The organism is Campylobacter sp. FOBRC14, from assembly GCF_000287855.1.
Taxonomy (GTDB): domain Bacteria; phylum Campylobacterota; class Campylobacteria; order Campylobacterales; family Campylobacteraceae; genus Campylobacter_A; species Campylobacter_A curvus.
In genome coordinates, this window is record NZ_ALJJ01000017.1 from 15,276 (window position 1) to 39,656 (window position 24,381).

At 46.5% G+C, this 24,381-nt stretch carries 27 protein-coding genes; 26 read left to right on the forward strand and 1 reads right to left on the reverse strand.

Going from position 1 to position 24,381, the window contains the following annotated elements:
* Positions 1–99: 99 nt before the first annotated feature.
* The 20 genes from fabG (at position 100) to ypfJ (ending at position 16,502) form a co-directional block, all read left to right on the forward strand.
* Complete coding sequence (fabG, locus tag HMPREF1139_RS08345; RefSeq protein ID WP_009651009.1) at positions 100–843, forward strand: 3-oxoacyl-ACP reductase FabG; 744 nt, start codon at positions 100–102, stop codon at positions 841–843.
* 92 nt (positions 844–935) lie between these two features.
* The gene (gene acpP / locus HMPREF1139_RS08350; RefSeq protein ID WP_011991865.1) at positions 936–1,169 is read left to right on the forward strand and encodes an acyl carrier protein; all 234 of its coding nucleotides are present in this window, start codon (positions 936–938) and stop codon (positions 1,167–1,169) included.
* A 38-nt stretch (positions 1,170–1,207) separates the two neighbouring features.
* Entirely contained in the window at positions 1,208–2,419 is a 1,212-nt protein-coding gene (locus tag HMPREF1139_RS08355) for a beta-ketoacyl-ACP synthase II (protein WP_009651016.1), read from the forward strand.
* A gap of 1 nt (position 2,420) precedes the next feature.
* Positions 2,421–3,356 carry an acetyl-CoA carboxylase carboxyl transferase subunit alpha gene (gene accA / locus HMPREF1139_RS08360; protein ID WP_009651087.1) on the forward strand — a complete coding sequence of 312 codons (936 nt, stop codon included), beginning with the start codon at positions 2,421–2,423 and terminating at the stop codon, positions 3,354–3,356.
* 97 nt (positions 3,357–3,453) lie between these two features.
* Entirely contained in the window at positions 3,454–4,059 is a 606-nt protein-coding gene (locus tag HMPREF1139_RS08365; protein ID WP_009651017.1) for a riboflavin synthase, read from the forward strand.
* A complete protein-coding gene (locus HMPREF1139_RS08370) occupies positions 4,059–4,760 on the forward strand; it encodes a polyphenol oxidase family protein (protein ID WP_009651085.1) in 702 nt (233 codons plus the stop codon). Before HMPREF1139_RS08365 ends, HMPREF1139_RS08370 begins: the two co-directional genes overlap by 1 nt.
* A 27-nt stretch (positions 4,761–4,787) precedes the next feature.
* Positions 4,788–5,003: a hypothetical protein gene (locus tag HMPREF1139_RS08375; RefSeq protein ID WP_009651025.1), complete on the forward strand. Its 216-nt coding sequence runs from the start codon at positions 4,788–4,790 to the stop codon at positions 5,001–5,003.
* Positions 5,004–5,075: 72 nt separating this feature from the next.
* Entirely contained in the window at positions 5,076–5,840 is a 765-nt protein-coding gene (locus HMPREF1139_RS08380) for a DUF4198 domain-containing protein (protein ID WP_009651082.1), read from the forward strand.
* A gap of 38 nt (positions 5,841–5,878) precedes the next feature.
* Positions 5,879–6,439, forward strand: a complete 561-nt coding sequence (locus HMPREF1139_RS08385; protein ID WP_009651045.1) for a tetratricopeptide repeat protein — start codon at positions 5,879–5,881, stop codon at positions 6,437–6,439.
* A 169-nt stretch (positions 6,440–6,608) separates the two neighbouring features.
* Positions 6,609–7,400: a 30S ribosomal protein S2 gene (gene rpsB / locus HMPREF1139_RS08390; RefSeq protein ID WP_034966413.1), complete on the forward strand. Its 792-nt coding sequence runs from the start codon at positions 6,609–6,611 to the stop codon at positions 7,398–7,400.
* A complete protein-coding gene (gene tsf / locus HMPREF1139_RS08395) occupies positions 7,400–8,464 on the forward strand; it encodes a translation elongation factor Ts (protein ID WP_009651037.1) in 1,065 nt (354 codons plus the stop codon). The genes rpsB and tsf overlap by 1 nt, the downstream gene beginning before the upstream one ends.
* Positions 8,465–9,112, forward strand: a complete 648-nt coding sequence (locus tag HMPREF1139_RS08400) for an ABC transporter ATP-binding protein (protein WP_009651033.1) — start codon at positions 8,465–8,467, stop codon at positions 9,110–9,112. It begins immediately after the preceding gene.
* A gap of 132 nt (positions 9,113–9,244) precedes the next feature.
* Complete coding sequence (fliR, locus tag HMPREF1139_RS08405; RefSeq protein WP_009650972.1) at positions 9,245–10,006, forward strand: flagellar biosynthetic protein FliR; 762 nt, start codon at positions 9,245–9,247, stop codon at positions 10,004–10,006.
* 59 nt (positions 10,007–10,065) lie between these two features.
* The gene (locus tag HMPREF1139_RS08410) at positions 10,066–11,640 is read left to right on the forward strand and encodes a hypothetical protein (protein WP_009651020.1); all 1,575 of its coding nucleotides are present in this window, start codon (positions 10,066–10,068) and stop codon (positions 11,638–11,640) included.
* The gene (gmk, locus tag HMPREF1139_RS08415; RefSeq protein ID WP_009651075.1) at positions 11,641–12,252 is read left to right on the forward strand and encodes a guanylate kinase; all 612 of its coding nucleotides are present in this window, start codon (positions 11,641–11,643) and stop codon (positions 12,250–12,252) included.
* A gap of 54 nt (positions 12,253–12,306) precedes the next feature.
* Positions 12,307–12,519, forward strand: a complete 213-nt coding sequence (tatA, locus tag HMPREF1139_RS08420; protein WP_009651014.1) for a twin-arginine translocase TatA/TatE family subunit — start codon at positions 12,307–12,309, stop codon at positions 12,517–12,519.
* A 9-nt stretch (positions 12,520–12,528) separates the two neighbouring features.
* On the forward strand, positions 12,529–14,118 hold the full coding sequence (argS, locus tag HMPREF1139_RS08425; RefSeq protein ID WP_009651101.1) for an arginine--tRNA ligase: 1,590 nt from the start codon (positions 12,529–12,531) through the stop codon (positions 14,116–14,118).
* On the forward strand, positions 14,115–15,110 hold the full coding sequence (locus HMPREF1139_RS08430; RefSeq protein ID WP_009651047.1) for a YeiH family protein: 996 nt from the start codon (positions 14,115–14,117) through the stop codon (positions 15,108–15,110). Before argS ends, HMPREF1139_RS08430 begins: the two co-directional genes overlap by 4 nt.
* Positions 15,111–15,119: 9 nt before the next feature.
* On the forward strand, positions 15,120–15,536 hold the full coding sequence (locus HMPREF1139_RS08435) for an SseB family protein (RefSeq protein WP_009651029.1): 417 nt from the start codon (positions 15,120–15,122) through the stop codon (positions 15,534–15,536).
* A gap of 87 nt (positions 15,537–15,623) precedes the next feature.
* Entirely contained in the window at positions 15,624–16,502 is an 879-nt protein-coding gene (gene ypfJ, locus HMPREF1139_RS08440; protein ID WP_009651057.1) for a KPN_02809 family neutral zinc metallopeptidase, read from the forward strand.
* Between the two features lie 6 nt (positions 16,503–16,508).
* On the opposite strand, the gene nadD is transcribed toward ypfJ, so the two are convergent.
* Complete coding sequence (gene nadD, locus HMPREF1139_RS08445; protein WP_009651038.1) at positions 16,509–17,384, reverse strand: nicotinate (nicotinamide) nucleotide adenylyltransferase; 876 nt, start codon at positions 17,382–17,384, stop codon at positions 16,509–16,511.
* 80 nt (positions 17,385–17,464) lie between these two features.
* Between nadD and gap the strand changes: the two genes are divergently transcribed.
* The 6 genes from gap to HMPREF1139_RS08475 all read left to right on the forward strand — a co-directional run bounded on the left by gap (position 17,465) and on the right by HMPREF1139_RS08475 (position 24,374).
* Entirely contained in the window at positions 17,465–18,463 is a 999-nt protein-coding gene (gap, locus tag HMPREF1139_RS08450) for a type I glyceraldehyde-3-phosphate dehydrogenase (RefSeq protein ID WP_009651007.1), read from the forward strand.
* Position 18,464: 1 nt separating this feature from the next.
* Entirely contained in the window at positions 18,465–19,667 is a 1,203-nt protein-coding gene (locus tag HMPREF1139_RS08455; protein ID WP_009651052.1) for a phosphoglycerate kinase, read from the forward strand.
* A complete protein-coding gene (locus tag HMPREF1139_RS08460; protein ID WP_009650977.1) occupies positions 19,664–20,353 on the forward strand; it encodes a triose-phosphate isomerase in 690 nt (229 codons plus the stop codon). Before HMPREF1139_RS08455 ends, HMPREF1139_RS08460 begins: the two co-directional genes overlap by 4 nt.
* Positions 20,354–20,892: 539 nt before the next feature.
* Positions 20,893–21,714: an enoyl-ACP reductase FabI gene (fabI, locus tag HMPREF1139_RS08465; RefSeq protein ID WP_009651067.1), complete on the forward strand. Its 822-nt coding sequence runs from the start codon at positions 20,893–20,895 to the stop codon at positions 21,712–21,714.
* Between the two features lie 240 nt (positions 21,715–21,954).
* Positions 21,955–22,986 (forward strand): NADH:flavin oxidoreductase/NADH oxidase, encoded by a 1,032-nt coding sequence (locus HMPREF1139_RS08470; protein ID WP_009651036.1) that lies wholly within the window; start codon positions 21,955–21,957, stop codon positions 22,984–22,986.
* Between the two features lie 44 nt (positions 22,987–23,030).
* Positions 23,031–24,374: an FAD-dependent oxidoreductase gene (locus HMPREF1139_RS08475; RefSeq protein WP_009651090.1), complete on the forward strand. Its 1,344-nt coding sequence runs from the start codon at positions 23,031–23,033 to the stop codon at positions 24,372–24,374.
* Positions 24,375–24,381: the final 7 nt, after the last annotated feature.

Sequence of the window (24,381 nt, forward strand, 5' to 3'; positions counted from 1 at the left end):
AAAAATACTTTGCATTTTATAATTTTAAGAAAATACTTCGCTTTGTGATTATTAATTTTTTAATTATTAAAATTTAAATTTACTTTTAAAAGGAAAAACATGAAATTTAGCGGGAAAAATGTGCTCATCACGGGTGCGAGTCGCGGTATCGGAGCCGATACGGCAAGGGTTTTGGCAAAAATGGGCTTAAAGGTGTGGATAAACTACCGCTCAAAGCCCGAGGTCGCAGACGCGCTCAAAAGCGAGATCGAGTCGGCTGGTGGAGTGGCTGCGGTCGTTAAATTTGATGCGACGGATGAGGACGAGTTCATCAAAGGCATAAATTTGATCGTTGATAGCGACGGCGAGCTAAGCTACCTCGTAAATAACGCGGGTATCACGAATGACAAGCTGGCGCTTCGCATGAAGACCGATGAATTTACGGGTGTGATAAATGCAAATTTGACATCAGCGTTCATCGGCTCGCGCGAGGCGCTCAAAGTGATGAGTAAAAAACGCTTCGGCGCGGTCGTGAATATCGCCTCGATCGTGGGCGAGATGGGCAACGCGGGGCAGGTCAATTACGCTGCGAGCAAAGGTGGCATGATAGCGATGACAAAGAGCTTCGCCAAAGAGGCTGCGAGCAGAAACGTGCGCTTTAACGCCGTAACTCCGGGCTTTATTGCGACGGATATGACGGATGCGCTAAGTGACGAGGTGAAAGCCGCATACGAGGCGAACATCCCGCTAAAACGCCTTGGTAAGGGCGAAGAGGTCGCAAATGCAGTGGCGTTTTTGCTCAGCGATCACGCTAGCTACGTCACGGGCGACGTGCTTAAAGTCAATGGCGGACTTTATATGTAGATAAATTTAATTTTGCGTTAATTTATGAGTTTAAAATAAATAAAAGCGTAAATATTATAAAATGACAGACATTTTTTATAAGGAGACCTGAAATGGCAGTTTTTGATGATGTTAGAGATGTTGTTGTTGAGCAACTAAGTGTAGATCCTGAGGCAGTGAAAATGGAGTCGAAGATCATCGAGGATCTTGGTGCTGATTCACTCGACGTAGTCGAGCTTGTGATGGCACTTGAGGAGAAATTCGAAGTCGAAATTCCAGACACTGAGGCCGAGAAGCTCATAAGCATCGCTGACGTTGTAAATTATATAGAAAAGCTTGGCAAATAATTTAAAATTTGCTTTATAGTTTGATTTAAGGAGATGTATTGAAACGAGTCGTTATAACAGGCATTGGCATGGTCAATGCGCTCGGGCTTGATAAAGAGAGCTCTTTTAAGGCTATTTGTGATGGCAAAAGCGGTGTAAAGCATATCACATCGTTTGATGTCAGCGAGTTTCCTGTTCAGATCGCCGCTGAGATAACGGACTTTGATCCAAGTAGCGTTCTTGACGGAAAAGAGGTCAAAAAGGTCGATCGTTTCATACAACTTGGCATAAAAGCATCTAACGAGGCGATGGCCGATGCAAATTTTAAAGAATTTGACGGCTCTAAATTTGGCGTCAGCTCAGCCGCAGGTATCGGTGGTTTGCCAAATATCGAGAAAAATTCGATCACATTTTTTGAAAAAGGTGTCAAGAGAATTTCCCCGTTTTTCATACCTTCTGCTCTCGTAAATATGCTTGGCGGTATCGTGTCGATAAACCACGGCTTAAAAGGACCTAACCTCTCTAGCGTGACCGCATGTGCGGCCAGTACGCACGCTATCTCACAAGCGGCAAAATGTATAATGATAGGCCAGGCGCAAAAGATGCTAGTCGTCGGTGCAGAGTCGACCATTTGCGGTATAGGTATAGGCGGTTTTGCTGCGATGAAGGCGCTTTCTACCAGAAATGACGACCCGCAAAAAGCTTCGCGACCATTTGACGCAGATCGTGACGGTTTTGTCATGGGAGAGGGGGCTGGAGCGCTTGTACTCGAAGAGTACGAGTCGGCAAAGACAAGAGGGGCTAAAATTTACGCTGAAGTCATAGGCTTTGGCGAAAGCGGCGATGCTTATCACATCACATCTCCGACGCTTGAGGGGCCGCTTAGCGCGATGAAGCAAGCGTGGGATATGGCCGGTAATGTCAAGATCGACTACGTAAACGCACACGGCACATCGACGCCAGTAAATGACAAGAACGAAACGGCCGCTTTAAAAACACTTTTTGGTAAAGATTGTCCGCCTGTCAGCTCGACTAAAGGTCAGATCGGACATTGCTTAGGCGGAGCGGGCGCGATCGAGGCTGTGATATCTGTAATGGCCATGAGAGACGGGATCATCCCGCCGACTATAAACTACACTACTCCCGATCCTGACTGTGATCTAGACTACGTTCCAAATACAGCTAGAAAGGCTGAGCTCAAAGTCGTTATGAGCAACTCGTTTGGCTTTGGCGGCACGAACGGCTGTGTGATATTTAAGAAGTTGGACTAAGATGTCAAGCTACTTAGACTTTGAAAAGAGCATCAAACAAATAGACGACGATATAGCAAACGCCAGGATAAAAGGCGATGAGCATGCCGTCGAAATTTTAAATAAAAATTTAGAAAAAGAGGTCGCAAAGGTTTATAAAAACCTAAACGAGTATCAGCGGTTACAGCTGGCGCGCCATCCTGATCGCCCTTACGCGATAGATTATATCAGGTCGTTTTTGATGGATGCGTATGAAATTCACGGAGATAGAGCGTTTCGCGACGACCCGGCCATAGTCTGCTACGTCGGTTACATCGGCGGTAAAAAGGCGATGGTGATAGGCGAGCAAAAGGGTCGAGGAACGAAAAATAAACTTAGGCGAAATTTTGGTATGCCTCATCCTGAGGGCTACCGCAAGGCTTTGAGAGTCGCTAAATTGGCTGAAAAATTTAACCTTCCTATTTTATTTCTTATAGACACCCCGGGCGCATATCCTGGCGTTGGCGCAGAGGAGCGCGGTCAGAGCGAGGCTATCGCACGTAACCTTTTCGAGTTTGCAAATTTAAAAGTCCCTACAATAGCAGTAGTCATCGGCGAGGGTGGAAGCGGCGGAGCGCTAGCCATCGGAGTAGCGGATAAGCTAGCGATGATGAAAAATTCCGTATTTTCAGTGATCTCTCCTGAAGGCTGTGCCGCGATACTTTGGAACGATCCCTCCAAACAAGAGCAAGCTACGAAAGTCATGAAGATCACGGCTGACGATCTTAAAAATCTAAAGCTCATCGACGATGTCATAAAAGAGCCGATAAACGGAGCTCACAGAGACAAAGACGGTGCGGCAAAAGAGCTGGCGAGCTATTTCGTATCAAAGCTCGAGAAGCTTGAAAAGCTTAGCATCGATGAGCTCGTCGCAAAGAGGATCGATAAAATTTTATCCGTCGGCGCATACGAAGAATAAATTAAGATGACCGCGCTAGCGGCGTCTGCTCTTTTAAATTTATAGCCTTTTTACCTTTAGTCGCTATAATTTCTACAAAAAATAACAAAGAGAAACAATGTTTAACGGACTCATACGAGAGATCGCGCAGGTCGCGAACTATTCGCAAAATTTGCTGCGTTTGAAAGCGAGCTACAAGCCAAATTTAGGCGATAGCATCGCGGTAAATGGCGCGTGCCTTAGCGTAGTCGGGCTTCATGATGACGGATTTAGCGTGGAGCTAAGTGCCGAGACAAGGGCTCACATCGCGACGGAAAATCTAAAAGGACGCGTGCACATCGAGCCGGCCATGCGACTAAATGGCAGGCTTGATGGTCATCTCGTGCAAGGGCACATCGACGCTATCGGCGAGGTCGTGCGCATCGTGAAAAACGAAAACGGCGTTGATTTTTTCATAAATTTACCCGCCAGCGTGATGCACCTCATGGCAAACAAGGGCAGCATCGCAGTCGAGGGCGTGAGCCTGACGATAAACGAGGTGCTGGAAAACGGCGTGCGCCTAACGATCATCCCGATCACCTTTCGCGAGAGCCTATTTTGCGAGTTCAAAGTGGGACGCCGCGTCAATGTTGAGAGTGATATGCTCGCCCGCTACGTCGCGCGTCAGCTGGGCTTTAAGCCCGTGACGTGGGAGCAGATCGATCACATCGTGAGCCTTTATTGATGTTAAATTTAGACGTTGCGTTTGAAGACGAGCGCGTGCTGGCAGGCTTTACCACGCGTTTTGGCGGAGTTAGCGTCGGGGCGTATGCGGGGCTAAATTTAGGGGATCACGTGGGTGATCTGCCGCAAAACGTCGCGAAAAATCGTGAAATTTTAGCTTCAAATTTAGGCTTGCCGTTGCAAAATTTAAAATTTATGAAGCAGATCCACTCAAACGAGGTGCGAATTTTGCGCGATTTAAATGATGAGCTGCCGCCTTGCGACGGGCTCGTCACGGATCTAAAAGGCGCCATGCTTTGCGTTTTGGTCGCGGACTGCTCGCCCGTTCTCATTGTAGATAGCGTGCGTGGCGTCGTGGCTGCCGTGCATGCAGGCAGAGCGGGCGTGGTGGGGCAAATCTGCACGAACGCGGTCAAGCTAATGAAAAGCGAATTTGGCTGTCAGAGCCACGATCTGTGCGCATTTGTCGGAGCAAATATAAAAAGGGACTGCTACGAGGTGGGCGAGCTAAATTTAGGCAAATTTGAGCGCTACAAAAACGGCGGCAAATTTGACATGAACGCCGCGCTCAAAGATGAATTTGCCGCGCTTAGCGTGAGGGTTAAATTTAGCGAAATTTGTACGCACTGTGACGAGCGGTATTTTTCATACCGAAGAGACGGCGTGACGGGGCGATTTTGCGGATTTGCGATGCTAAAATGATAAAAAGATCGGTTAAAGGCAGTAAATTTGGCTTATGAAAATTTTAAAAATCAAGACCCTAGAGCTTTGAAAATAGTTCAAAATGCCAGAAAATTTGACGTTGAAATTTTACAAAACGAAGCTATCGTAAAGAGCTTTCTAAACTCTGATAAAATGGAGCTAAACGAGAGCGAGCGCCTAAAGATCGAGGAAATTTTTAAAATTTTAATGAAAATAGAAGAAGATACCCAGCTTAGTAAATAATGTGCAACTTAGTTGCATTTAATAAAATTTACGCTACTATTTTGACTTCCAAATTCAAAATAGGAGAGTGTTATGAAAATTAGTAAGAGCGCTTTTGCATTGATCGTTGGCGGTATTTTGACCTCGGCCGGTGCGCATGACTTTTGGCTAAATGCCGCAAACGACAAGGTTTTAAACATCCAAATAGGCTACGGGCATGAATTCCCGGGCGTAGAGCCTATCTCACAAAAGCGTGTCCAACTTTTCCAGACACCATATCTTTTAAAAAATGGCGAGAAATTCGAAGTCGAACAAAAGGGCGAGAATTTCAACTTCGAGGGCAAAAAGGTAGCCAAGGGCTCGTATATCGTCGTTGGCGAGTATAAGCCTACATTTTGGAGCCAAATGGCTGATGGCAAGTGGCAGATGCAAACGAACAGGAAAAACGGGCAAGGCGTGAAATACTGCGAGCTGGCTAAAATGAGTGCTAAAGCGGTGCTAAACGTCGGAGTAGCCGATGAAAGCGTCGTAAAGCCGATAGGTCAGACGCTAGAGATCGTTCCGCTTAGCAACCCTGCGAATTTCGCCGTAGACGAGTTTTTTGGCATGCAGGTGCTGTTTGAGGGCAAGCCGCTTGCAGGCGTGGATGTGGGCGTCATATCGCCATATCTTGAAAATACGCATGATAACGAGCAGCGCGCATTTTGGGGCAAGACCGATAAAAACGGGCGCATAAACATCAAGCTTTTCAAGGCCGGCGAATATGCGGTGAGCGTGCTTTATAAAACTGCGTATAAAGATAGCGCCGAGTGCGACGAAAACGTCTATGAGAGCACTTTTAAATTTGCTTTGAAGTAAATTTGCGCTAAATTTCGCCTGAAATTTAAAGGAAAAAAATGAGAAAAATCGTGTTTAGTTTGCTGATATTATCGGCCTTTTTGCAGGCTTTGGTCCACGGCTCGCAGGACGTAGGGCTATCGTCACAAACAAAACACGAGCAAACCTCGCCCGATACGAAGCAGCCTCAAACCGAGCATAAACAACAAAACCCACCGGTAAGGATAATTTACAAAGGCGTGAGCAAAACGCCTATTTATCTATGCGAAAGAGGCGATATGCTCGGGTGCTTCAGGGCGGCAGAGATATATTACAGCGGAAGCGGAGTCAAGCGAAACGTTAGGACGGCGGTGATTTATTTCAAGCGCTCTTGCCTAGGCGGATACGGGCCTGCTTGCACGAGTTTGGGCGATCTTTACCGACTAGAAGGTGGCTTTAATTCGCGCAAAAAAGCGATCGGTCTTTATGAGGAAGGGTGTAAAAAGAACGACGGTGCGGCGTGTTTCGTGCTGGGGACTTACTACAAGAGCGGAGATATGGTAAAAAAGAACGAAGTAAAATCCGTAAAATTTCTAAAACGCGCCTGCGAGCTGAAATATGAAAAAGCGTGCGAACGCTAGCCTAAATTTACGCCCTTAAATTTAGTTTAATTTTAGGAAAATTTCAGTATAATCCAAACCTTATTTCACACACACCAGTCCTAAAATTTGGTTGCAAAATTTCAAAATTTTGTTAATGGGTGTGGAGGATAAACCTAAATTTCGGGCAAAGCCCATAAGGAGCAAACTCATGGTCACAATGAGAGATTTACTAGAGTGCGGCGTTCACTTCGGACACCAAACACGCAGATGGAACCCAAAGATGAAAAAATTTATCTTTGGCGAGAGAAAAGGTATCTATATCATAGATCTACAAAAGACGATCCGTTATTTCCGCTATACTTATAACATCGTTCGCGACGCGGCTGCCGAGGGCAAGACTATCCTTTTTGTGGGTACTAAAAAGCAAGCGGTCGAAGCGATCAAAGAGTATGCAGAAAAATGCGGCATGCCATATGTCAATCATCGCTGGCTAGGCGGTATGATGACAAATTTCGGCACTATCCGCCAGTCTATCCGCAAGCTTGAGGTTATCGAGACGATGGAAGAAGACGGCTCTATAAATTTACTGACTAAAAAAGAAGCGCTAATGCTTCGCCGCAAAAAAGAGAAGCTGATCGCTACGCTTGGCGGTATCCGCAATATGAAAAATTTACCTGATATGGTGTTTATCGTCGATACCGTTAAAGAAAAGATCGCCGTTCAAGAGGCAAACCGCCTAAAAATGCCAGTCGTCGCACCGATAGATACAAACTGCGATCCTGACGTGGTAGACTATCCGATCCCTGGTAACGACGATGCTATACGCTCAGTCCAGCTTTTCTGCCAAGAGATGGCCGAGGCGATAAACGAGGGCAAATCACTTCTTGAGCAAGATAGCGACGCAAATGCAGATGAGGCCGAAGTGAGCCAAGAGGAAAAAGATGCGGTCGTTGCAGAGGCGATGAGCGAGGAAGATTTCGCCAGCGAGGATGATGAATAATGGAAATCACTGCACAAATGGTAAAAGAGCTCCGTGAAAGCACTGGGGCTGGTATGATGGACTGCAAAAAGGCTTTGAGCGAGGCTGATGGCGACATGCAAAAGGCCGTAGATATACTTCGCGAAAAGGGTCTTGGTCAGGCTGCGAAAAAGGCGGACCGCTTAGCTAGCGAGGGTCTAGTAAGCGTCGAAGTTTGCGAGCACTGCAAGAGAGCGACTATAAGCGAGATAAATTCCGAAACCGACTTCGTCGCTAGAAATCCGCAGTTTCAAGCGCTCACAAAAGATACTACGGCTCATATCCAAGCAAAAGGTATCACAAGCGTTGAAGAGCTAAACGAAAGCACGCTAAACGGCGTGAAATTTGAAGAATATTTCAAAACTCAGATCGCAACTATCGGTGAAAATTTGGTCGTTCGCAGGTTTGAAACCATAAGCGCCGATGAAAAAGGCGTAGTAAACGGCTACGTGCATTCAAACGGACGCGTGGGCGTGCTCATAGGCGCAGCGTGCCAGAGTGAAGAGGTCGCGCAAAAAGCGGCTGAATTTATCAGAAATCTATGCATGCATGCAGCTGCGATGAAGCCAACCGTGATAAGCTACAAAGATCTTGAGAAGGACTTTGTCGAAAAAGAATTCATCGCGTTAAAAGCAGAGCTGGAAAAGGAAAACGAGGAGCTAAAGCGCCTTGGCAAGCCGCTTCATCATATACCTCGTTTTGCTAGCAGGTCTCAGATCACTCCTGAAATTCTAGCCGGCGTTGAAAATGAGATTAAAGAGGAGCTAAAAGCCGAGGGCAAGCCTGAGAAAATTTGGGATAAGATAATCCCTGGCAAGATCGAGAGATTTTACGCTGACAATACGATCTTGGATCAGCGCTTAACGCTTCTAGGCCAGTTTTACGTCATGGACGATAAAAAAACGATCGAACAGGTGCTTGCTGAAAAGAGCAAAGAGCTTGGTGGCAAGATCGAGATCGTAAAATACGTCCGCTTCGAGCTTGGCGAGGGACTAGAGAAAAAAGTCGATGACTTTGCGGCTGAAGTAGCGGCGCAAATCGGCTAAATGGAAATTTTAAGAGCGTCTAATCTAGGCTTTGCGTATGATTATACGCTCTTTGAAAATGTGAATTTTACACTTGATAGCAGCGAGAGCGCCGCTATACTAGGCGTTAGTGGCTGCGGTAAATCGACGCTACTGCATATACTTTCGACTCTTTTAAAGCCAAAAACCGGTGAAGTCATTTATGACGCCAAATCTCTTTATTCGCTTTCTCAAAACGAGCTTATAAAGATCCGCCGACTAGAATTTGGCATCATATTTCAGGCGCACTATCTTTTTAAAGGCTTTAACGCACATGAAAATATCGAGCTTGCAAGCATCTTGGCAAAAGAGCCTATCGATAAAAGACAGCTTGAAGCGCTAAAAATTTCAGATGTGCTAAATCAAAAGGTCGGCGAGCTTAGCGGCGGACAACAACAGCGCGTTTCGATCGCCAGGGTGCTGACTAAAAAGCCTCGTGTCATCTTTGCCGATGAGCCGACTGGAAATTTAGACAAGCAGACCGCCCTTGAAGTGATGCGGACGCTGTTTAACTATATCAAAGCAAACGACGCTGCGCTCGTATTAGTCACGCACGATAACGAGCTCGCGCTTAAATGCGACAATGTCTACAAACTGGAAAACAAAGAATTATCCAAAATTTCATCCTAAATTTTGACGCCAAATTTCTGTAAGATATCGCTTTATTTGCTCGTGACGAAGCCTCGTTACAAGATCAAAAATAAATTTATCTATATGAAATTCAAAACGGGCTAAAATTCCATCAAAAAACAAAAGAGAGATATGGAGCTAGTTTCGTTTTTTGGCGCTGATAGAGCGATCACCTTCATGCTTTTGTTCGCCCGTCTTAGCGGTCTCATCGTCTTTTTCCCATTTTATTCGCACAACCAGATCCCGCTCACGGCGCGGACTTTGCTGGTTTTTATGCTTTGTATCGTCTTTTTTCCGATGTCACATGCGCACGAACATGCCATAAATTTTTTATTCGTCGAAATTTTGAGCGAGGCGATGCTGGGTCTTTGCGCGGGACTAATGCTTACGATCGTGTTTGCTACGCTTCAGATGGCCGGAGAGCAAATTTCCATGGTTATGGGATTTTCGATGGCGACGGTGCTAGATCCACAAACGGGAGCAAGCTCGCCGGTCATTGCAAATATGATAAATTTCCTCGCCCTTCTTACGTTTTTGATGTTTGACGGTCATCATTTGCTGCTACAGTTTTACGCCGCTTCCCTTGCACATGTACCTTTAGGCGATTTTTATCCAAGTGCTGGGGTGATGAGCTACGCTTTAAAAATTTTTGCGAATTTGTTTATGTTCGGTTTTATTTTATCTTTTCCGATCATCGCGCTCTCTTTGCTCTCGGACTCGATATTTGGGATGCTTATGAAAACGATGCCGCAGTTTAACCTGCTAGTCGTGGGCTATCCGATAAAGATCACGATCGGATTTGCCGTTTTGATCGCGATTTTAGCGGGTATGATGAAAATAGTCGGCGATATGCTGTTACAAATTATTAACGATTTGCCGAATTTGTTTTTCTAAATTAAGAAAAGCGCAATGAAATTTATCATAAAATAAGTCTTTCAGGCAAAGGAGAGATAATGAAAGTTGCACTCGTAAATAAAAACCCCGCCGTTTCGCGTTTGATAACTTTGAGCCTAAACAAGATCGGCGCACAATATACGGAATTTGACGATATCAGCGGTCTTGATCATAGCTTTGATTACGTTATCGTCGATAGCGACATCGATACGGGCGATTTTGACTTTAGCGGTTTTGATAGTGTCATGTATCTCGTGCCTCGTGGCGGACAAAAGCCGGAATTTGCAACGACTTCGCTTGAAAAGCCGTTTTTGCCGACGGAATTTATAAATATTTTTGAACAAAGCAAGCCTAATACTGCAAATTTTGCCAAAGACGATGCGATGAGCGATTTTAGCGACTTTGACGATACGCATGCAGCGCAACTTGAAGATGAGAATTTCGAGCTTCCAAAGATCGATGAAGAGCTACAAGAAGAGACCGATCTAAACATAGACGATATCGATCTTGAGGATATAAAGCTTGATGAGCTTGATCTTGGCGAAGAGGATGAGGTCGCTACGGATGGCGCCGAGGATGCGGACAAGCTGGCCGATGAGATCGAGCTTGACGAGACTGACTTTGAAGAAAAGGTCTTGGACGCGGGTGAGGCGGAGCAAAATTTAGCCTCGCAAGATAGCTTTGACGATGATGATCTCGCAAAAGATCTACTGCCTCAAAATGACGATAACAGCGATATGAATGAGCTAAGCTCGCTAGTAGATGAGATAGAAAATATGGACGATACGCCAAAACATAGCGATCAAGATGAAATTTCAGCCGAGCCAAAGTCTGATGATGAGACGAAATTTGATACTATGAATGACGTGTCAGATGAGCCTAAAGATGAGTTTGTAAGCGATATAGACGCTACGAAAAACGCTCTAAACGAGATCGAAGCGCTAGATGATTTAAACGAAGAGGAAAATTTACAAAATTTAGACGAGAGCGCTGCTGCCGAGGAGAGCGACTTTGACGAGCCCGAAGAGAGCGAGGCGAAAGACAATCTAGTCGATACGCTTGCCGATGACTTTGACGGCAGCGATGAGGAATTTAGCACCGAGGTCGCTCAAACGATAGATGAAAATACTTTGGATGCCAAGCTCGAGGAGGCGTCAGATCTAAATTTAGACGAGCAGATCGATGATGCGCAGCTTAATGACGAGCTGATAAATTCCGCCTTGAGTGATGAAAATTTAGACCAAGACGAGCCTAAGATACAAATCGTCGATGAAACGAACGAGGCCACTGATGAGCCGCAGCAAGAAATTTTACAAGATGTAGCGATAGATGAAAGCGATCTGGACGCAAAGCTTGAACAAGCGGTCGATCTAAATTCAGACGAACCAAGCGAAAATACGCAGCCAAACAGCATAGACGAGATAGATGAGGCGGATATGCTAAAGGCTTTTGGGCTAAAGGGCGAAGCGCCTACCGCAAAAGAGGAGAAAAGCGGTAAAAATCCACAGGATATCAAAGCGGAGCTTACTAAAAAGATAACCGAGCATATAACGAGCTCACTTGATGAAAGCTCGATCAAAGAAGCGCTGAAAGATATGAATATCAAGATAAACATAAGCTTTGAGGAAAAGTAATTGCAGGGGCAAATTTTAGTCGTTTCAGGGCCTAGTGGTAGCGGCAAGAGCACACTTTTAAGCAGGCTTTTGAAAGAAGAAAGTGATCTGTGCTTTTCTATCTCAAGTACGACAAGAGCGATCAGAGACGGCGAAAAAGAGGGCGTGGATTATTATTTTATAAGCGAGGATGAGTTTAAAAAAGGCATAGAAAACGGAGAATTCCTAGAATGGGCGCAGGTGCATAAAAATTTTTACGGCACTAGCCTAAAGCCCGTTTTGAGCGCGCTAAATGAGGGCAAGATCGTGATCTTTGACATCGATGTGCAGGGCTTTCATATAGCGCTTGAAAAGTTTAAAAGTTATATCACGTCGATTTTCATCACGACTACAAATAAAAAAGAGCTTAAAAAACGTTTGCAAAATCGTGGCACAGACAATGCTGAAACGATAGAAAACCGCCTAATGAACGCAGTCGGTGAGATGGAGCATATCTTAGAGTATGATTATTTTTTGATAAATGACGACATAGAAAAGAGCTATCGCGGGCTAAAATCTGTGGTGCACGCGATGAGGCTAAAGAGTGCAAATATAAATTTACGTCAAACCGTTGATAGCTGGATAGACTGCTAGAAAATTCAGAATTTTATGCTAAGATTTCGTAAAAATTTTAAATGAGGAGAAAAAATGGCTATCGGAGTCAATCAATTACTTATTATTCTTGTGATTATCGTATTGCTTTTCGGGGCTAAAAAGATACCTGAGCTCGCAAAAGGACTTGGCAAAGGCATCAAGAGCTTCAAAGCCGAGATGGAGGACGACAAGCCTATCGAGAAGGTCGAGAAAAAGGGCGATGACGTCGTCGATGCAAAAGTAGAAGAAACCACTAAAAACGCCTAGGCTTTTGAGTTGAAAGAGATCATAAAGTCTGAAATTTTTAAAATTTTAGGGCGTGACTTCGTCCTGGAAAAGCCAAAAGACAAAAGCCTGGCTCACTACGCCACTCCGCTTGCATTTAGCCTTGCTAAGGAGCTAAAAAAGTCGCCCGTAGCGATAGCAAACGAGCTTGCCTGTAAGTTTGAAAATAGCAAAATTTTTGAGGTAAGCGCCGTGAACGGCTATCTAAATTTCAAACTAAAGGGCGAATTTTTAGATGAAATTTCAAAAGACGCTCTGAAAAACGGCGATAAATTTGCAAGCGGCAAAGCAAGGCAAGATGGCAGTACTTTCATAGAGTATATCAGCGCAAACCCGACCGGCCCGCTTCATATCGGACACGTAAGGGGTGCGGTTTATGGCGATACTTTGGCCCGTATCGGCACGCATTTGGGCTATAAAATTTTTACAGAATACTACATAAACGACGCGGGCAATCAAATCGACCTGCTTGGCACGTCCATTTCTCTTGCCGCTCGCGACGTGCTTTTTCATGAAAACGTAGAGTATCCGCAGAAATACTACCGCGGCGAATACATCGTAGATATCGCTAACGAAGCGCTTAAAAAATTTGGAAAAGAGATATTTTACGACGAGGCTAGAAACCTCGAGTTGGCCGAATTTGGCAAAGATATAGTGCTTGATATCATCAAAAAAGATCTGGCTGGTGTGGGGATAAGCATCCAAGGCTGGGCGAGTGAGAAGGCGCTTTACAAAGAGCTAGAGCCCACTATCGAAAAGCTAAAGCGCTCAAATCAAATGTATGAAAAAGAGGGTGCGACATATATCGCCTCGACTACGCTTGGCGACGATAACGATCGCGTCGTCGTGCGAAACGACGGCAGACCGACATACTTAGCCGGCGACATCATCTATCACAACGATAAATTCGGGCGAGATTACGATCACTACATAAATATCTGGGGCGCGGATCACCATGGATACATCGCACGCCTAAAAGCTGCGATAAATTTTTTAGGATATGACGAGAACCGTTTGGAGATCATCTTGATGCAAATGGTGAGCCTACTAAAAGACGACAAGCCCTATAAGATGAGTAAACGCGCGGGAAATGCCGTACTTATGAGCGACATAGTAGAGGAGATCGGCTCTGACGCGCTTAGATTCATCTTTATAAGCAAGGCCAACACGAGCAGCCTTGAGTTTGACATCGACGAGCTCAAAAAAGAGGACAGCTCAAACCCTATATTTTACATAAACTACGCCCATGCGCGCGTGAATCAAATTTTCATCAAAGCCGGTAAAAGCGTGTCTGATGTGCTTGATGCGAGCCTTGAAAATTTAGACGATAACGCTAAAAATTTACTATTTGAGGCCCTTACTCTTCCTGAAATTTTAGAGGACGCCTTTACTTCAAGGCAGCTTCAAAAGGTAAGCGACTATCTAAAATCGCTAGCTGCCAGCTTTCATAAATTTTACAACGAAAACCGCGTCATAGGCAGTGCGAACGAAGATAGCTTACTAAAGCTTTTTGCCGTAGTCGCACTTAGCTTGCGAACTGCACTATCGCTCATTGGCATAACGGCAAAAGATCGTATGTGAATCTGGCTAAATTTTACTCTTGGGGAGCGCTCGCCGCACTCTCCTTGCTCTCTATTTTTTTATCTCAAGCTTTACTCGAAAATTTTCACCTAAGCCCGCTCATCATCGCTATTTTACTCGGTACGTTTTTTGGAAACGCTTTTTCAAGCGCCGTCAAAAAGCTGAAAGATAACGGTGTTTTAGCTGTCGCGACCAAGCAAATTTTAAGGCTTGGCATAGTTCTTTTTGGCTTTCGACTGACATTTGCTGATATCTCTAGTGTGGGTACGAGCGGAATTTTGTTTGCATTTTTCATCGTTTTTAGCACTTTTGGCGTGGGCTATTTGATCGGTAGACTCTTGGGACTTGATGCCAAAAGCTTTATGCTGATATCCTCGGGCTCTTGTGTGTGCGGCGCGGCTGCCGTGATGGCTAGTCAAAGCGTGCTAAAGGCAAGCCCACAGGCGGTCGCCGTAGCCATTTGCACGGTCGTGGTGTTTGGGACGATCGGTATGTTTTTGTATCCGCTGGCGATCCAGTTTCTTTCGCTTACTCCCGTTCAGGCTGGGTTTTTGACGGGTGGATCGCTACACGAGGTGGCGCATGTCGTCGCTGCCGGTGCAGCGATAAACGAGGAGACTCAAAGCGTCGCCGTGGTGATCAAGATGCTGCGAGTCATGATGCTAGTGCCCTTTCTCATAATGCTTTGCATCTTAAATTTAAAATTTTCAGGCGATCTTAGCATGGCTAATGTAAAGGCCAATGTGCCCTATTTTGCGATATGGTTTTTGGTCGCTATCGCCGTAGGTTCGTTGCCATTTTTCCCGCGTGAGGCGCTTGGAAGCATAAATTTCATAGATACGTTCCTGCTTTCGCTTGCTATGTGTGCGCTTGGCATGGGGATAAACAAAAACGTCTTGAAAGATAGCGGCAAAAAGCTGTTTTTGCTGGCGATCGTCATGTTTATTTGGCTTTTTGCAGCGTCTTTAGCGTTTGTTAAAATTTTCGTTTGAGGGGGCTATATGAGCTTAAAAGATATGATGGAAAAATTTATATCAAAACCATGTGAGGTGAACGAAAAAGCTCTTTTAAAAGAGCTTAAAAAGGCTGAATTCCTAACTCCGGTGATAATGGCCGCCCCTCTTGCAAAGCCTGATGGCGGCGTAGTTTATGAGGAAGAGGGCTCGAATATAAAATTTGTCTTGCTCGAGGACGAGAGCGATAAAAAGAGTTATTTTCCTGCATTTACTAGTCGCGAGGAGATGATGAAGTGGCGAAACGACAGCGAGCAGGAGGTCTTAAATTTACGTTTGAAAGACTACGCAGCCATGCTTGCCAGCTCACATGATAAATACGCCGGTGTCGTGATAGACGCATTTTCTCACTCTTTTATTTTGGATATAACAAAGCTCGAAGCGATCTTCGGTAAGGAAATTTAGCTCAAATCCATCGTTTGCCTCACACCTTTTGACGGCGCGGCATTAAATTTTAAATGATAAAATTAGCCAAAATAAAAAAGGACAAAAATGAAATGGCAAGACAGCAGACAAAGCAACAACGTCGAAGATAAGCGTCAAGACAACACTACTAGCATGGGAAGTATGGGCAACTTGGGCGCGCTCATACCTATTATTAGATTTTTGCTGGGTTCAAACATAGGGCGTGTGATCTTGGTCATGGGAGTGGTGGCGTATTTTATGGGTTACAATCCGCTTGCCTTGATCGAGGGTGGCTCGACGGCGAGCGCGCAAAAGTCGGTCGATAGCCCCGAAGAAAAGCAAAAAGTAGCCTTCGTCTCGGCCGTGCTGGCTCAGACTGAAGATGTCTGGTGTAAAATTTTTAGCGAGCAGGGCGCGAGATATAAAGAGCCAAATTTAGTCCTTTTTAGAAACGCAGTCTCGAGCAAATGCGGCTTTGCCAGCTCACAGACTGGGCCGTTTTACTGCCCGGTAGATCAAAAGGTCTATCTTGATCTTGGCTTTTTTGACGAGCTAGCGAACAGATACAAAGCCGCCGGCGACTTCGCACAAGCCTACGTCATCGCCCACGAAGTCGGACATCACGTGCAAAATCTCCTCGGCACGCTAGAAAATATCCAAACCCTAAAATCGCGCACGAAAAGCCAGGTTGAGCAAAACGCACTGCAAGTCAAAGTCGAGCTACAAGCCGACTGCTACGCGGGCGTGTGGGCGCACTACATGGGGCAGTATAAGGTGCTAGAAGATGGCGACATCGAGGAGGCGCTAAACGCTGCCAGCGCAATAGGTGACGATACGCTACAAAAGCATTATCAAGGGCGTGTCACGCCCGATTCATTCACGCACGGTTCGTCAAAACAGCGTATGAGTTGGTTTAAAAAGGGCTTTGAGGGCGGCAAACTTAGTTCGTGTGCGTTTGAAATTTAGCTAAATTTACGCTTGGGCTTTAAGCTTGCTCAAAAACTCTTCGATGTTGTATTTTGCGCGGTATTGCGGGCTTAGCAGATGTATCAGCATATCACCAAGATCAAGCACGATCCAATCAGGCGAGCTCTCAATGGCTAAAAATCGCTCGCCAAGCGGCTTTAGGCCTTCTTTCAGATCATCACTCAAAGAGTAGGCATGCCGCTCGCCCATCGTTGTTGCTATGATGACGAATTTCACGAAATAATCGCGGTCTGACATATCAAAGACTTGTATCTCCTCGGCCTTTTTCTCGTCCAAAATTTTGACTATATTTTCTATTCTTTCGTTCATCGAAATTTCTTGCATATTTTTCCCTTGGTAAAATTTTATGACCTCGTCTTTGATAGAGCTTGGCAGCTCGTCAAGCCCCTTTGAGTGCCTGATCTGCGAGGAGCTAATATTAACATTTACGTCCATTTTTTGCAAATTTTCAGGTATCAAGATATGATTTCGCTCGGCGATCACGAATTTCACCAGCGAGCACAAGCGCTTGAAGTCGTGCCATTTGTTCAAAGTCGCTAAATGATCGGCGCCGATGATCAGATAAAAGCTGTCTATGTCGTAAATTTCATATAGATGCTCGACCGTCTCGATAGTAGGAACCGGCCGAGTCAGGGCTATCTCGTAGTCTGAAATTTCGACCTTTTGCAAATGTTCCCAAATCTGTCTTATCCATTTTAGCCTAAGCTCGGGCGGGGCTGAAAACTCACTTTTAAACGGGCTGATGTATGTTGGCATGATGATGAGCTTGTCGATATCTAGGCTATCAAGAGCCATCTTTACGATACTGTCATGCCCCAAATGCGGCGGGTCGAAGCTGCCGCCAAAGAGTGCTAGGTTCATTCGCTTAAATTCGCCTTATTTATAGTTGTTTTAAATATGTTTTCTGTAAAATTAGTCGTATTATATCAAAAGGAGCTAAGATGTCAGTTAAAGTAGCTATCAACGGCTTTGGGCGTATCGGCAGGTGTGCGGCGCGCATCATTTTGGGGCGCGATGACGTGGAGCTTGTCGCTATAAACGATACCGCAAAGCGCGATATGACGAGGTATCTTTTGAAATATGACACGGTGCATGGCGAGTTTAAGCAAGACGTCAATGTGCTAAACGACGAATTTATCGAGGTGGGCGGCAAAAAGATCCGCGTTTTTTCTACGCGCGATTTAAACGAGCTTGACTACGCAGCTTACGGCGCGGACGTGGCGCTTGAATGCACGGGTAAATTCCTCACGACCGAGGGCTGCCAGCCATATCTCGCAAAGGGCGTGAAAAAGGTCGTCATGAGTGCGCCCGCAAAGGACGACACGCCTACTTATGTCATCGGCGTGAATTCAGACCTTTACAAGGGCGAAGCCATCGTCTCAAACGCAAGCTGCACGACAAACGGACTCGCACCGGTCGCCAAGGTGCTTGATGAAAATTTTGGCATCGTAAAGGGGCTTATGACCACGATCCACGCCTACACGCACGGACAAAGCCTCGTCGATGTCAAGGCAAAGGACTTCCGCCGCAGCCGCGCAGCCGCGCTAAATATCGCGCCGACCACGACAGGAGCGGCAAAAGCGATCGCAAAGGTGCTCCCGCAGCTTAGCGGCAAGATGCATGGTCAAAGCGTGCGCGTGCCGGTCGCTAACGTCTCGATGGTCGATCTCACCGCCGTTTTGGCGAAAAAAACGAGCGTAGATGAGGTAAATGACGCCTTTCGCGCGGCGGCAAAGGGCGCGATGAATGGCACCTTGCTAGTCGATGACGACGCACGCGTTAGCAGCGACTTTTGCACGAGCTCTTACAGCTCCATCGTCGCCAGCGACACGACGCAGGTCATTTGCGATGATATGGTCAAAATTTTTGCCTGGTACGACAACGAGTGGGGCTACTCCGAGCGCCTCGTAGATCTCGCGGTTTTAGCCGCAAGGGGCTAAAATGAGCGATATTTTATCTATCAGCGAGCTAAATTTAGCCAAAAAGCGCGTGTTTATCAGGTGCGATTTTAACGTGCCGATGGATGAGTTTTTAAACATCACCGACGACCGCCGTATCCGCTCGGCGATCCCTACGATCCGCTATTGCCTCGATAACGGGTGCAGTGTCGTTTTGGCAAGCCACCTTGGACGCCCAAAGAGCGGCTTTGAAGAGAAATTTTCGCTAAAAGGCGTGGCAAAACGCCTCTCGCGGTTGCTTGACAGGGACGTCATCTTTGCAAACGACGTCATCGGCTCTGACGCGCAAAATAAGGCGAGCGCGCTAAAAAGCGGCGAAATTTTGATGCTTGAAAATTTACGCTTTGAAAAGGGCGAGACCAAAAACGATGAAATTTTAGCCGGCGAGCTGGCTAAATTCGGCGAAATTTACATCAATGACGCATTTGGCGTCTGCCACCGCGCGCACGCATCGGTCGAGGCTATCACGAAATTTTACGACGACGAGCACAAGGCGGCGGGATTTTTACTGCAAAAGGAGATAAATTTCGCCCAAAATCTCATCAAAAAGCCGACTAGGCCTTTCGTCGCGGTCGTGGGTGGCAGCAAGGTCAGTGGAAAGCTGCAAGCCCTGCACAACCTGCTTCCGCGCGTGGATAAGCTTGTTATCGGCGGCGGCATGGCATTTACTTTTCTAAAATCTCTTGGCGAAAATATCGGAAATTCGCTGCTTGAAGAGGAGCTCATAGACGACGCAAGAGAAATTTTGAGAAAAGGCAAGGAGCTGGGGGTCAAAATTTACCTTCCCGTCGATGTCGTCGCAGCGCAGAACTTTTCTGCCGAGAGTGCGGTCAAATACGTCACGGTGCAAGAGATCCCAAGCGGCTGGATGGGGCTTGACATCGGGCCTGCGTCGGTGCGGCTGTTTAAAGAGGTGCTTGCCGACGCACAGACCGTGTGGTGGAACGGGCCGATGGGCGTTTTTGAGATGGATAAATTTAGCAAAGGTAGCATCAAGATGAGCCACGCTATCGTCGAGACGCACGCTACCACGGTCGTTGGCGGCGGAGATACAGCGGACGTGGTCGAGCGTGCGGGAGACGCGGACGAGATGACCTTTATCTCGACCGGCGGCGGGGCGAGCTTGGAGCTCATCGAGGGCAAGGAGCTGCCCGGTATAAAGCCGCTTAGAAAGGCTGGCGAGTGAAATTTCTAGCGAATTTAAAGTGCAACCATACCCGAGCGAGCTTTGCCGAGTATGCGAAAATTTTAGACGCAAATTTAAGCGCAAATGACGATGTGAGCGTGTTTGCGCCATTTACTGCATTTGATGCGAAGGAGCATAAATTTAAGCTTGGAGCGCAGAATTTTTATCCTTGCGTTAGCGGGGCATTTACCGGCGAGATCGGTAAGGCGCAGCTGGATGAATTTGGCATTTCAAGCGTGCTTATCGGGCACTCCGAAAGGCGCGAAATTTTGGGCGAGAGCGAGCGGCTTTTGCGCACTAAATTTGACTTTGCAGCTAAAAACGGCTGGCAGATCATCTACTGTGTGGGCGAAAATTTAAGCGTAAATGAAGTCGGTGGTACGAAAGAATTTTTACGCGCGCAGCTTGGAAACATCGATACCGGCTACGCAAATTTGATCGTCGCATATGAGCCTATTTGGGCTATCGGCGCGGGCAAAAGCGCAAGCGCGGAGCAAATCGCTGAAATTTTAGGATTTCTTTGCACTTTAACTCTAGCACCGCTACTTTACGGCGGCAGCGTAAATGCCGCAAATATCGCTGAGATCGCGCGTATAAGGGAGTGTGGCGGAGTGCTGGTGGGGACTGCGAGCTGGGATGCAACAAATTTTTTAAATCTCATCGCGTCGTCTCGTGAGCGTCTTTAAATGATTTCGTAAATTTCACTCTGCGATGAACTATGCGTTCTATCTTGGGGTGAAATTTACTTCAAAACATTTAAACCCAGCTTGCGATACTTGCGCTTGTTATTAACTAGTTGGTGCGTCGTCTTTTGTGCGCTTTTTGCGGAGCTAGAAATTTTCGCCCTGTGATAGGCTATGCGCCTTATCTTGGGACGAAATTTTCGTCGCAATCCCAAAAATTATCACAAAATACTTGCGCTTGTCCTTAATTGCTCAAATTTGAGTGTTAAATTTAAAATTTAAAACGACAAATCGCGAAGGATTTTTGCGTTTAGGCAAGGCGCACCGAGCACGCGAATGGGAGCAAGGCGCAAAGTCGCCCACTGCTGGGCGATGAGCCACAGCGAGTAGGCGGAACATATCGCGTAAGCGCGCGCAGGAGCAACGAAGCATAAACCAAAAAAGCCAAGCAAAATAGAAAAGGATTTTTCGCTTAATCAAGGCGAATTTAAATTTAACGATGAGTAAGTAAAAAAAGTCAAACAACTTTAAAGGAGAACAAAATGATAATGAAAGGCAAAAAAGGTCTAATAGTCGGCGTCGCAAACGCCAAATCTATCGCTTACGGTATCGCCGAGGCGTGTCACAAAGCCGGTGCGCAGATGGCTTTTACATACCTAAATGACGCGCTCAAAAAGCGTGTAGAGCCGATAGCTGCGGAGTTTGGGAGTAAATTTGTATATGAGCTTGATGTAAATAACCCCGCTCACTTGGACGGTCTAGCCGATAGGCTAAAAGCTGATCTTGGCGAGATAGACTTCCTCGTGCATGCCGTCGCCTACGCGCCAAAAGAGGCGTTAGAGGGCGCGTTCATCGACACGAGCAAGGAGGCATTTGATATCGCGATGGGCACGTCCGTTTATTCGCTGCTTAGCCTCACGCGCGCGGTCGCTCCTGTGCTAAAAGAGGGCGGCTCCGTGCTCACTCTCACATACCTTGGCGGGCCAAAATTCGTCCCACACTACAACGTCATGGGCGTGGCAAAGGCTGCGCTTGAAAGCTCGGTACGCTACCTAGCTCACGATCTTGGCGCGAAAAATATCCGCGTAAATGCCATCTCGGCAGGCCCGATAAAGACGCTCGCGGCTAGCGGGATAGGCGATTTTAGGATGATCCTGCGCTACAACGAAGTGAACGCCCCGCTAAAACGCAACGTTACGACCGAGGATGTGGGCAAAAGCGCGATGTATCTGCTTAGCGACCTTGCTAGCGGCGTGACCGGCGAGATACACTACGTTGATTGCGGTTACAGCATAATGGGCATGGGCGACGTGGCGACGGACGCTGATGGTAACACGATCCTAGCGTGGGACGCCGGAAAATAAAATCATTATGGTAGTTGCATTTTTGCGCTACCATATCTACCGGATAAATTCTATCCGAATACTTACCTTTTGATTTCAATAAAATTTTTGATAAATTTTGATAAATTCTAAAAAATGGCTCTATTTTAGTGTAGCTTGAATTAGCATTTAGCAAATTTTATTCGCCTCAAAAGCGACCTGGCTTGGGGCTAGATAGCGTTTGATTTGTGATAGGGTCAAGATAAATTTAAAGGAGATTAAATGCAAAATTCCGCTTTACTTTTCACGCCGCTGAATATCGGCGATGTCCGCGTCAAAAATCGTATCGTGATGCCGCCGATGTGCATGTATAAGGTCAAAAACGATAGCGGTCTGCCGCGCTGCTTTCATAAGTTGCATTACGGTGCTCGCGCACTAGGCGGCGTAGGGCTCATCATCGTCGAGGCCACGGCGGTCGAGCCTCGAGGGCGTATCACGCACAAAGACCTGGGGCTTTGGAGCGACGAGCAGACGGCGGCGCACAAGGAGCTAGTAAAAGAGTGCGCCAAATACGGCGCCGTGATGGCTATCCAGCTAGCTCACGCAGGGCGAAAAAGTGAGTGTGATAGCGAACCTATCGCGCCAAGTGCGGTGAAATTTAACAGCGCCTATAAGACGCCAAAGCAAATGAGCGCGCAGGACATCGAGGAGGTGAAAGAGGCGTTCGTGAGTGCGGCGGTGCGCGCGCAGGAGGCTGGATACGAGATCATCGAGCTGCACGCGGCGCACGGGTATTTGCTGAATGAATTTCTCTCACCCGGCATAAACAAGCGAGAGGACGGATACGGCGGTAGCTTTGAAAATCGAACGAGGCTTTTAAGGGAAATTTTACTCGCCGTGAAGCAGGCAACCAGCGTGCCGGTGGGCGTTCGCATCAGTGCGGACAGCTGGGTCGCGGGAGACTGGGACGTGGCGGACAGCGTGCGGCTGGCTAAGCAGCTAGAGGAGCTCGGGGCCGCATTTATCCATGTTTCGGCGGGCGGGCTTTTTGAGAGTGTGGATAACGCGCCTAAATTTGCGCCGCTTTATCAGGCTGGCTACGCAAAGGCGGTCAAAGAGGCGGTAAATATCCCTGTCATCGCCGTGGGACTAATAACAAGAGCGAGCGAGGGCGAGGCACTGCTACTAGGCGGCGCGTGCGATCTGGTCGCATACGGCAAGGAGCTACTGAGAAATCCCAATTTCGCCCTTAGTGCGATGTCGATTTTTAAGGAAAAAGAGCTGATAGAGGATGCGTATTTGCGCGCTTTTTAGTTTAATATAGTATGATTTAACGTAAATTTACTTTGGGGGAAGCGATGAGTCAAAATCATTTCGATGTGGTGATAGTAGGTGCCGGCATAAGTGGAACGGCACTATTTTACGAGCTTGCAGCGTTTTCAGATATTTCGCGCGTGGCGTTGTTGGAAAAATATGACAGCGTAGCCGGGCTAAATTCTAACGGCAGGTGTAACTCGCAGACGATTCATTGCGGCGACATCGAGACCAATTATACGCCGCAAAAAGCCAAGAAGGTCGCCAAGATCGCAAAGATGCCGGTTAGATACGCCCTAAAACACGGTTATGATGAAAAATTCATGTTTTCTCATCAAAAAATGGTGCTAGGCGTCGGAGATGAGGAGGTTGCGAGGCTTGTTGCAAGATACGAGACATTTAAGGAAATTTACCCGTATCTTGAGCTTTATACGATGGAGGATTTAAAAAGTATCGAGCCAAACGTAGTTTTTGATGAAAATGGTGGCGAGAGGCCGGAAAATATCATAGCTATGGGCGCTAGAAACGGACAATACACGACTATGGACTTTGGCGCGATAGCTGACTCTCTTGTGAAAAATGCCCTAAATTTAGCCCCGGAGTATGAGCTCGCGCTAAACTGCGAGGTGCTTGATATAAAAAAGGCGGGCGACGTCTTTTATCTAAAAACGAGCGATGCACGTGATATCAGTGCTGATTACGTAGTGGTCGATGCCGGAGCGCACTCGTTATATTTTGCGCATAAAATGGGCTACGGGCTAAATTTCAGCACTCTTCCCGTGGCAGGCAGCTTTTACTTTGCAAAAAAGCGCTTTTTAAACGGCAAGGTCTATATGATGCAAAATGACAAACTCCCCTTTGCCGCGCTACACGGCGATCCTGATATACTAGCAGACGGCAACACTCGCTTTGGCCCTACGGCGCTGGTGATACCAAAGCTGGAGAGATATCGCGGAAATTCCAGCGTCCTTGACTTTTTAGCCTGTTTGAAATTTGATAAAAATGTCTTTGAGGTATTTAAAAATTTGCTCAAAGACGATGATATCCGCTCGTATATCCTGAGGAATTTCTTATTTGAAGTGCCGTTTATAAATAAAATAGAATTTGCAAAAGATGCCCGTAAGATCGTGCCTAGCTTGAGAGATGACGACCTTGTTTATGCTAAAAATTTTGGCGGTGTGAGACCTCAGGTGATAGATAGGGCAAACAAAAAGCTAGAGCTTGGCGAGGGACGCATAGATACAAATGAGGGTGTAGTATTTAATATGACGCCAAGTCCAGGGGCGACTAGCTGTTTTGAGACGGCGCGGGCGGATCTTGAGAAAATTTGCGAATTCTTAGGCAAGAATTTTGATAAAGACAAATTTAACGATGAATTTTTTGATTAGATTTTAA

Coding starts and splice junctions, on each gene's coding strand:
- HMPREF1139_RS08435 (WP_009651029.1), top strand. CDS start 15,120: ATGAGCTTAAAAGATATGATGGAAAAATTTATATCAAAACCATGTGAG.
- HMPREF1139_RS08410 (WP_009651020.1), top strand. CDS start 10,066: ATGAAAGTTGCACTCGTAAATAAAAACCCCGCCGTTTCGCGTTTGATA.
- HMPREF1139_RS08380 (WP_009651082.1), top strand. CDS start 5,076: ATGAAAATTAGTAAGAGCGCTTTTGCATTGATCGTTGGCGGTATTTTG.
- accA (WP_009651087.1), top strand. CDS start 2,421: ATGTCAAGCTACTTAGACTTTGAAAAGAGCATCAAACAAATAGACGAC.
- HMPREF1139_RS08475 (WP_009651090.1), top strand. CDS start 23,031: ATGAGTCAAAATCATTTCGATGTGGTGATAGTAGGTGCCGGCATAAGT.
- nadD (WP_009651038.1), bottom strand. CDS start 17,384: ATGAACCTAGCACTCTTTGGCGGCAGCTTCGACCCGCCGCATTTGGGG.
- HMPREF1139_RS08365 (WP_009651017.1), top strand. CDS start 3,454: ATGTTTAACGGACTCATACGAGAGATCGCGCAGGTCGCGAACTATTCG.
- HMPREF1139_RS08370 (WP_009651085.1), top strand. CDS start 4,059: ATGTTAAATTTAGACGTTGCGTTTGAAGACGAGCGCGTGCTGGCAGGC.
- rpsB (WP_034966413.1), top strand. CDS start 6,609: ATGGTCACAATGAGAGATTTACTAGAGTGCGGCGTTCACTTCGGACAC.
- ypfJ (WP_009651057.1), top strand. CDS start 15,624: ATGAAATGGCAAGACAGCAGACAAAGCAACAACGTCGAAGATAAGCGT.
- acpP (WP_011991865.1), top strand. CDS start 936: ATGGCAGTTTTTGATGATGTTAGAGATGTTGTTGTTGAGCAACTAAGT.
- HMPREF1139_RS08385 (WP_009651045.1), top strand. CDS start 5,879: ATGAGAAAAATCGTGTTTAGTTTGCTGATATTATCGGCCTTTTTGCAG.
- tatA (WP_009651014.1), top strand. CDS start 12,307: ATGGCTATCGGAGTCAATCAATTACTTATTATTCTTGTGATTATCGTA.
- fabG (WP_009651009.1), top strand. CDS start 100: ATGAAATTTAGCGGGAAAAATGTGCTCATCACGGGTGCGAGTCGCGGT.
- fliR (WP_009650972.1), top strand. CDS start 9,245: ATGGAGCTAGTTTCGTTTTTTGGCGCTGATAGAGCGATCACCTTCATG.
- HMPREF1139_RS08470 (WP_009651036.1), top strand. CDS start 21,955: ATGCAAAATTCCGCTTTACTTTTCACGCCGCTGAATATCGGCGATGTC.
- fabI (WP_009651067.1), top strand. CDS start 20,893: ATGATAATGAAAGGCAAAAAAGGTCTAATAGTCGGCGTCGCAAACGCC.
- HMPREF1139_RS08455 (WP_009651052.1), top strand. CDS start 18,465: ATGAGCGATATTTTATCTATCAGCGAGCTAAATTTAGCCAAAAAGCGC.
- gap (WP_009651007.1), top strand. CDS start 17,465: ATGTCAGTTAAAGTAGCTATCAACGGCTTTGGGCGTATCGGCAGGTGT.
- HMPREF1139_RS08400 (WP_009651033.1), top strand. CDS start 8,465: ATGGAAATTTTAAGAGCGTCTAATCTAGGCTTTGCGTATGATTATACG.
- tsf (WP_009651037.1), top strand. CDS start 7,400: ATGGAAATCACTGCACAAATGGTAAAAGAGCTCCGTGAAAGCACTGGG.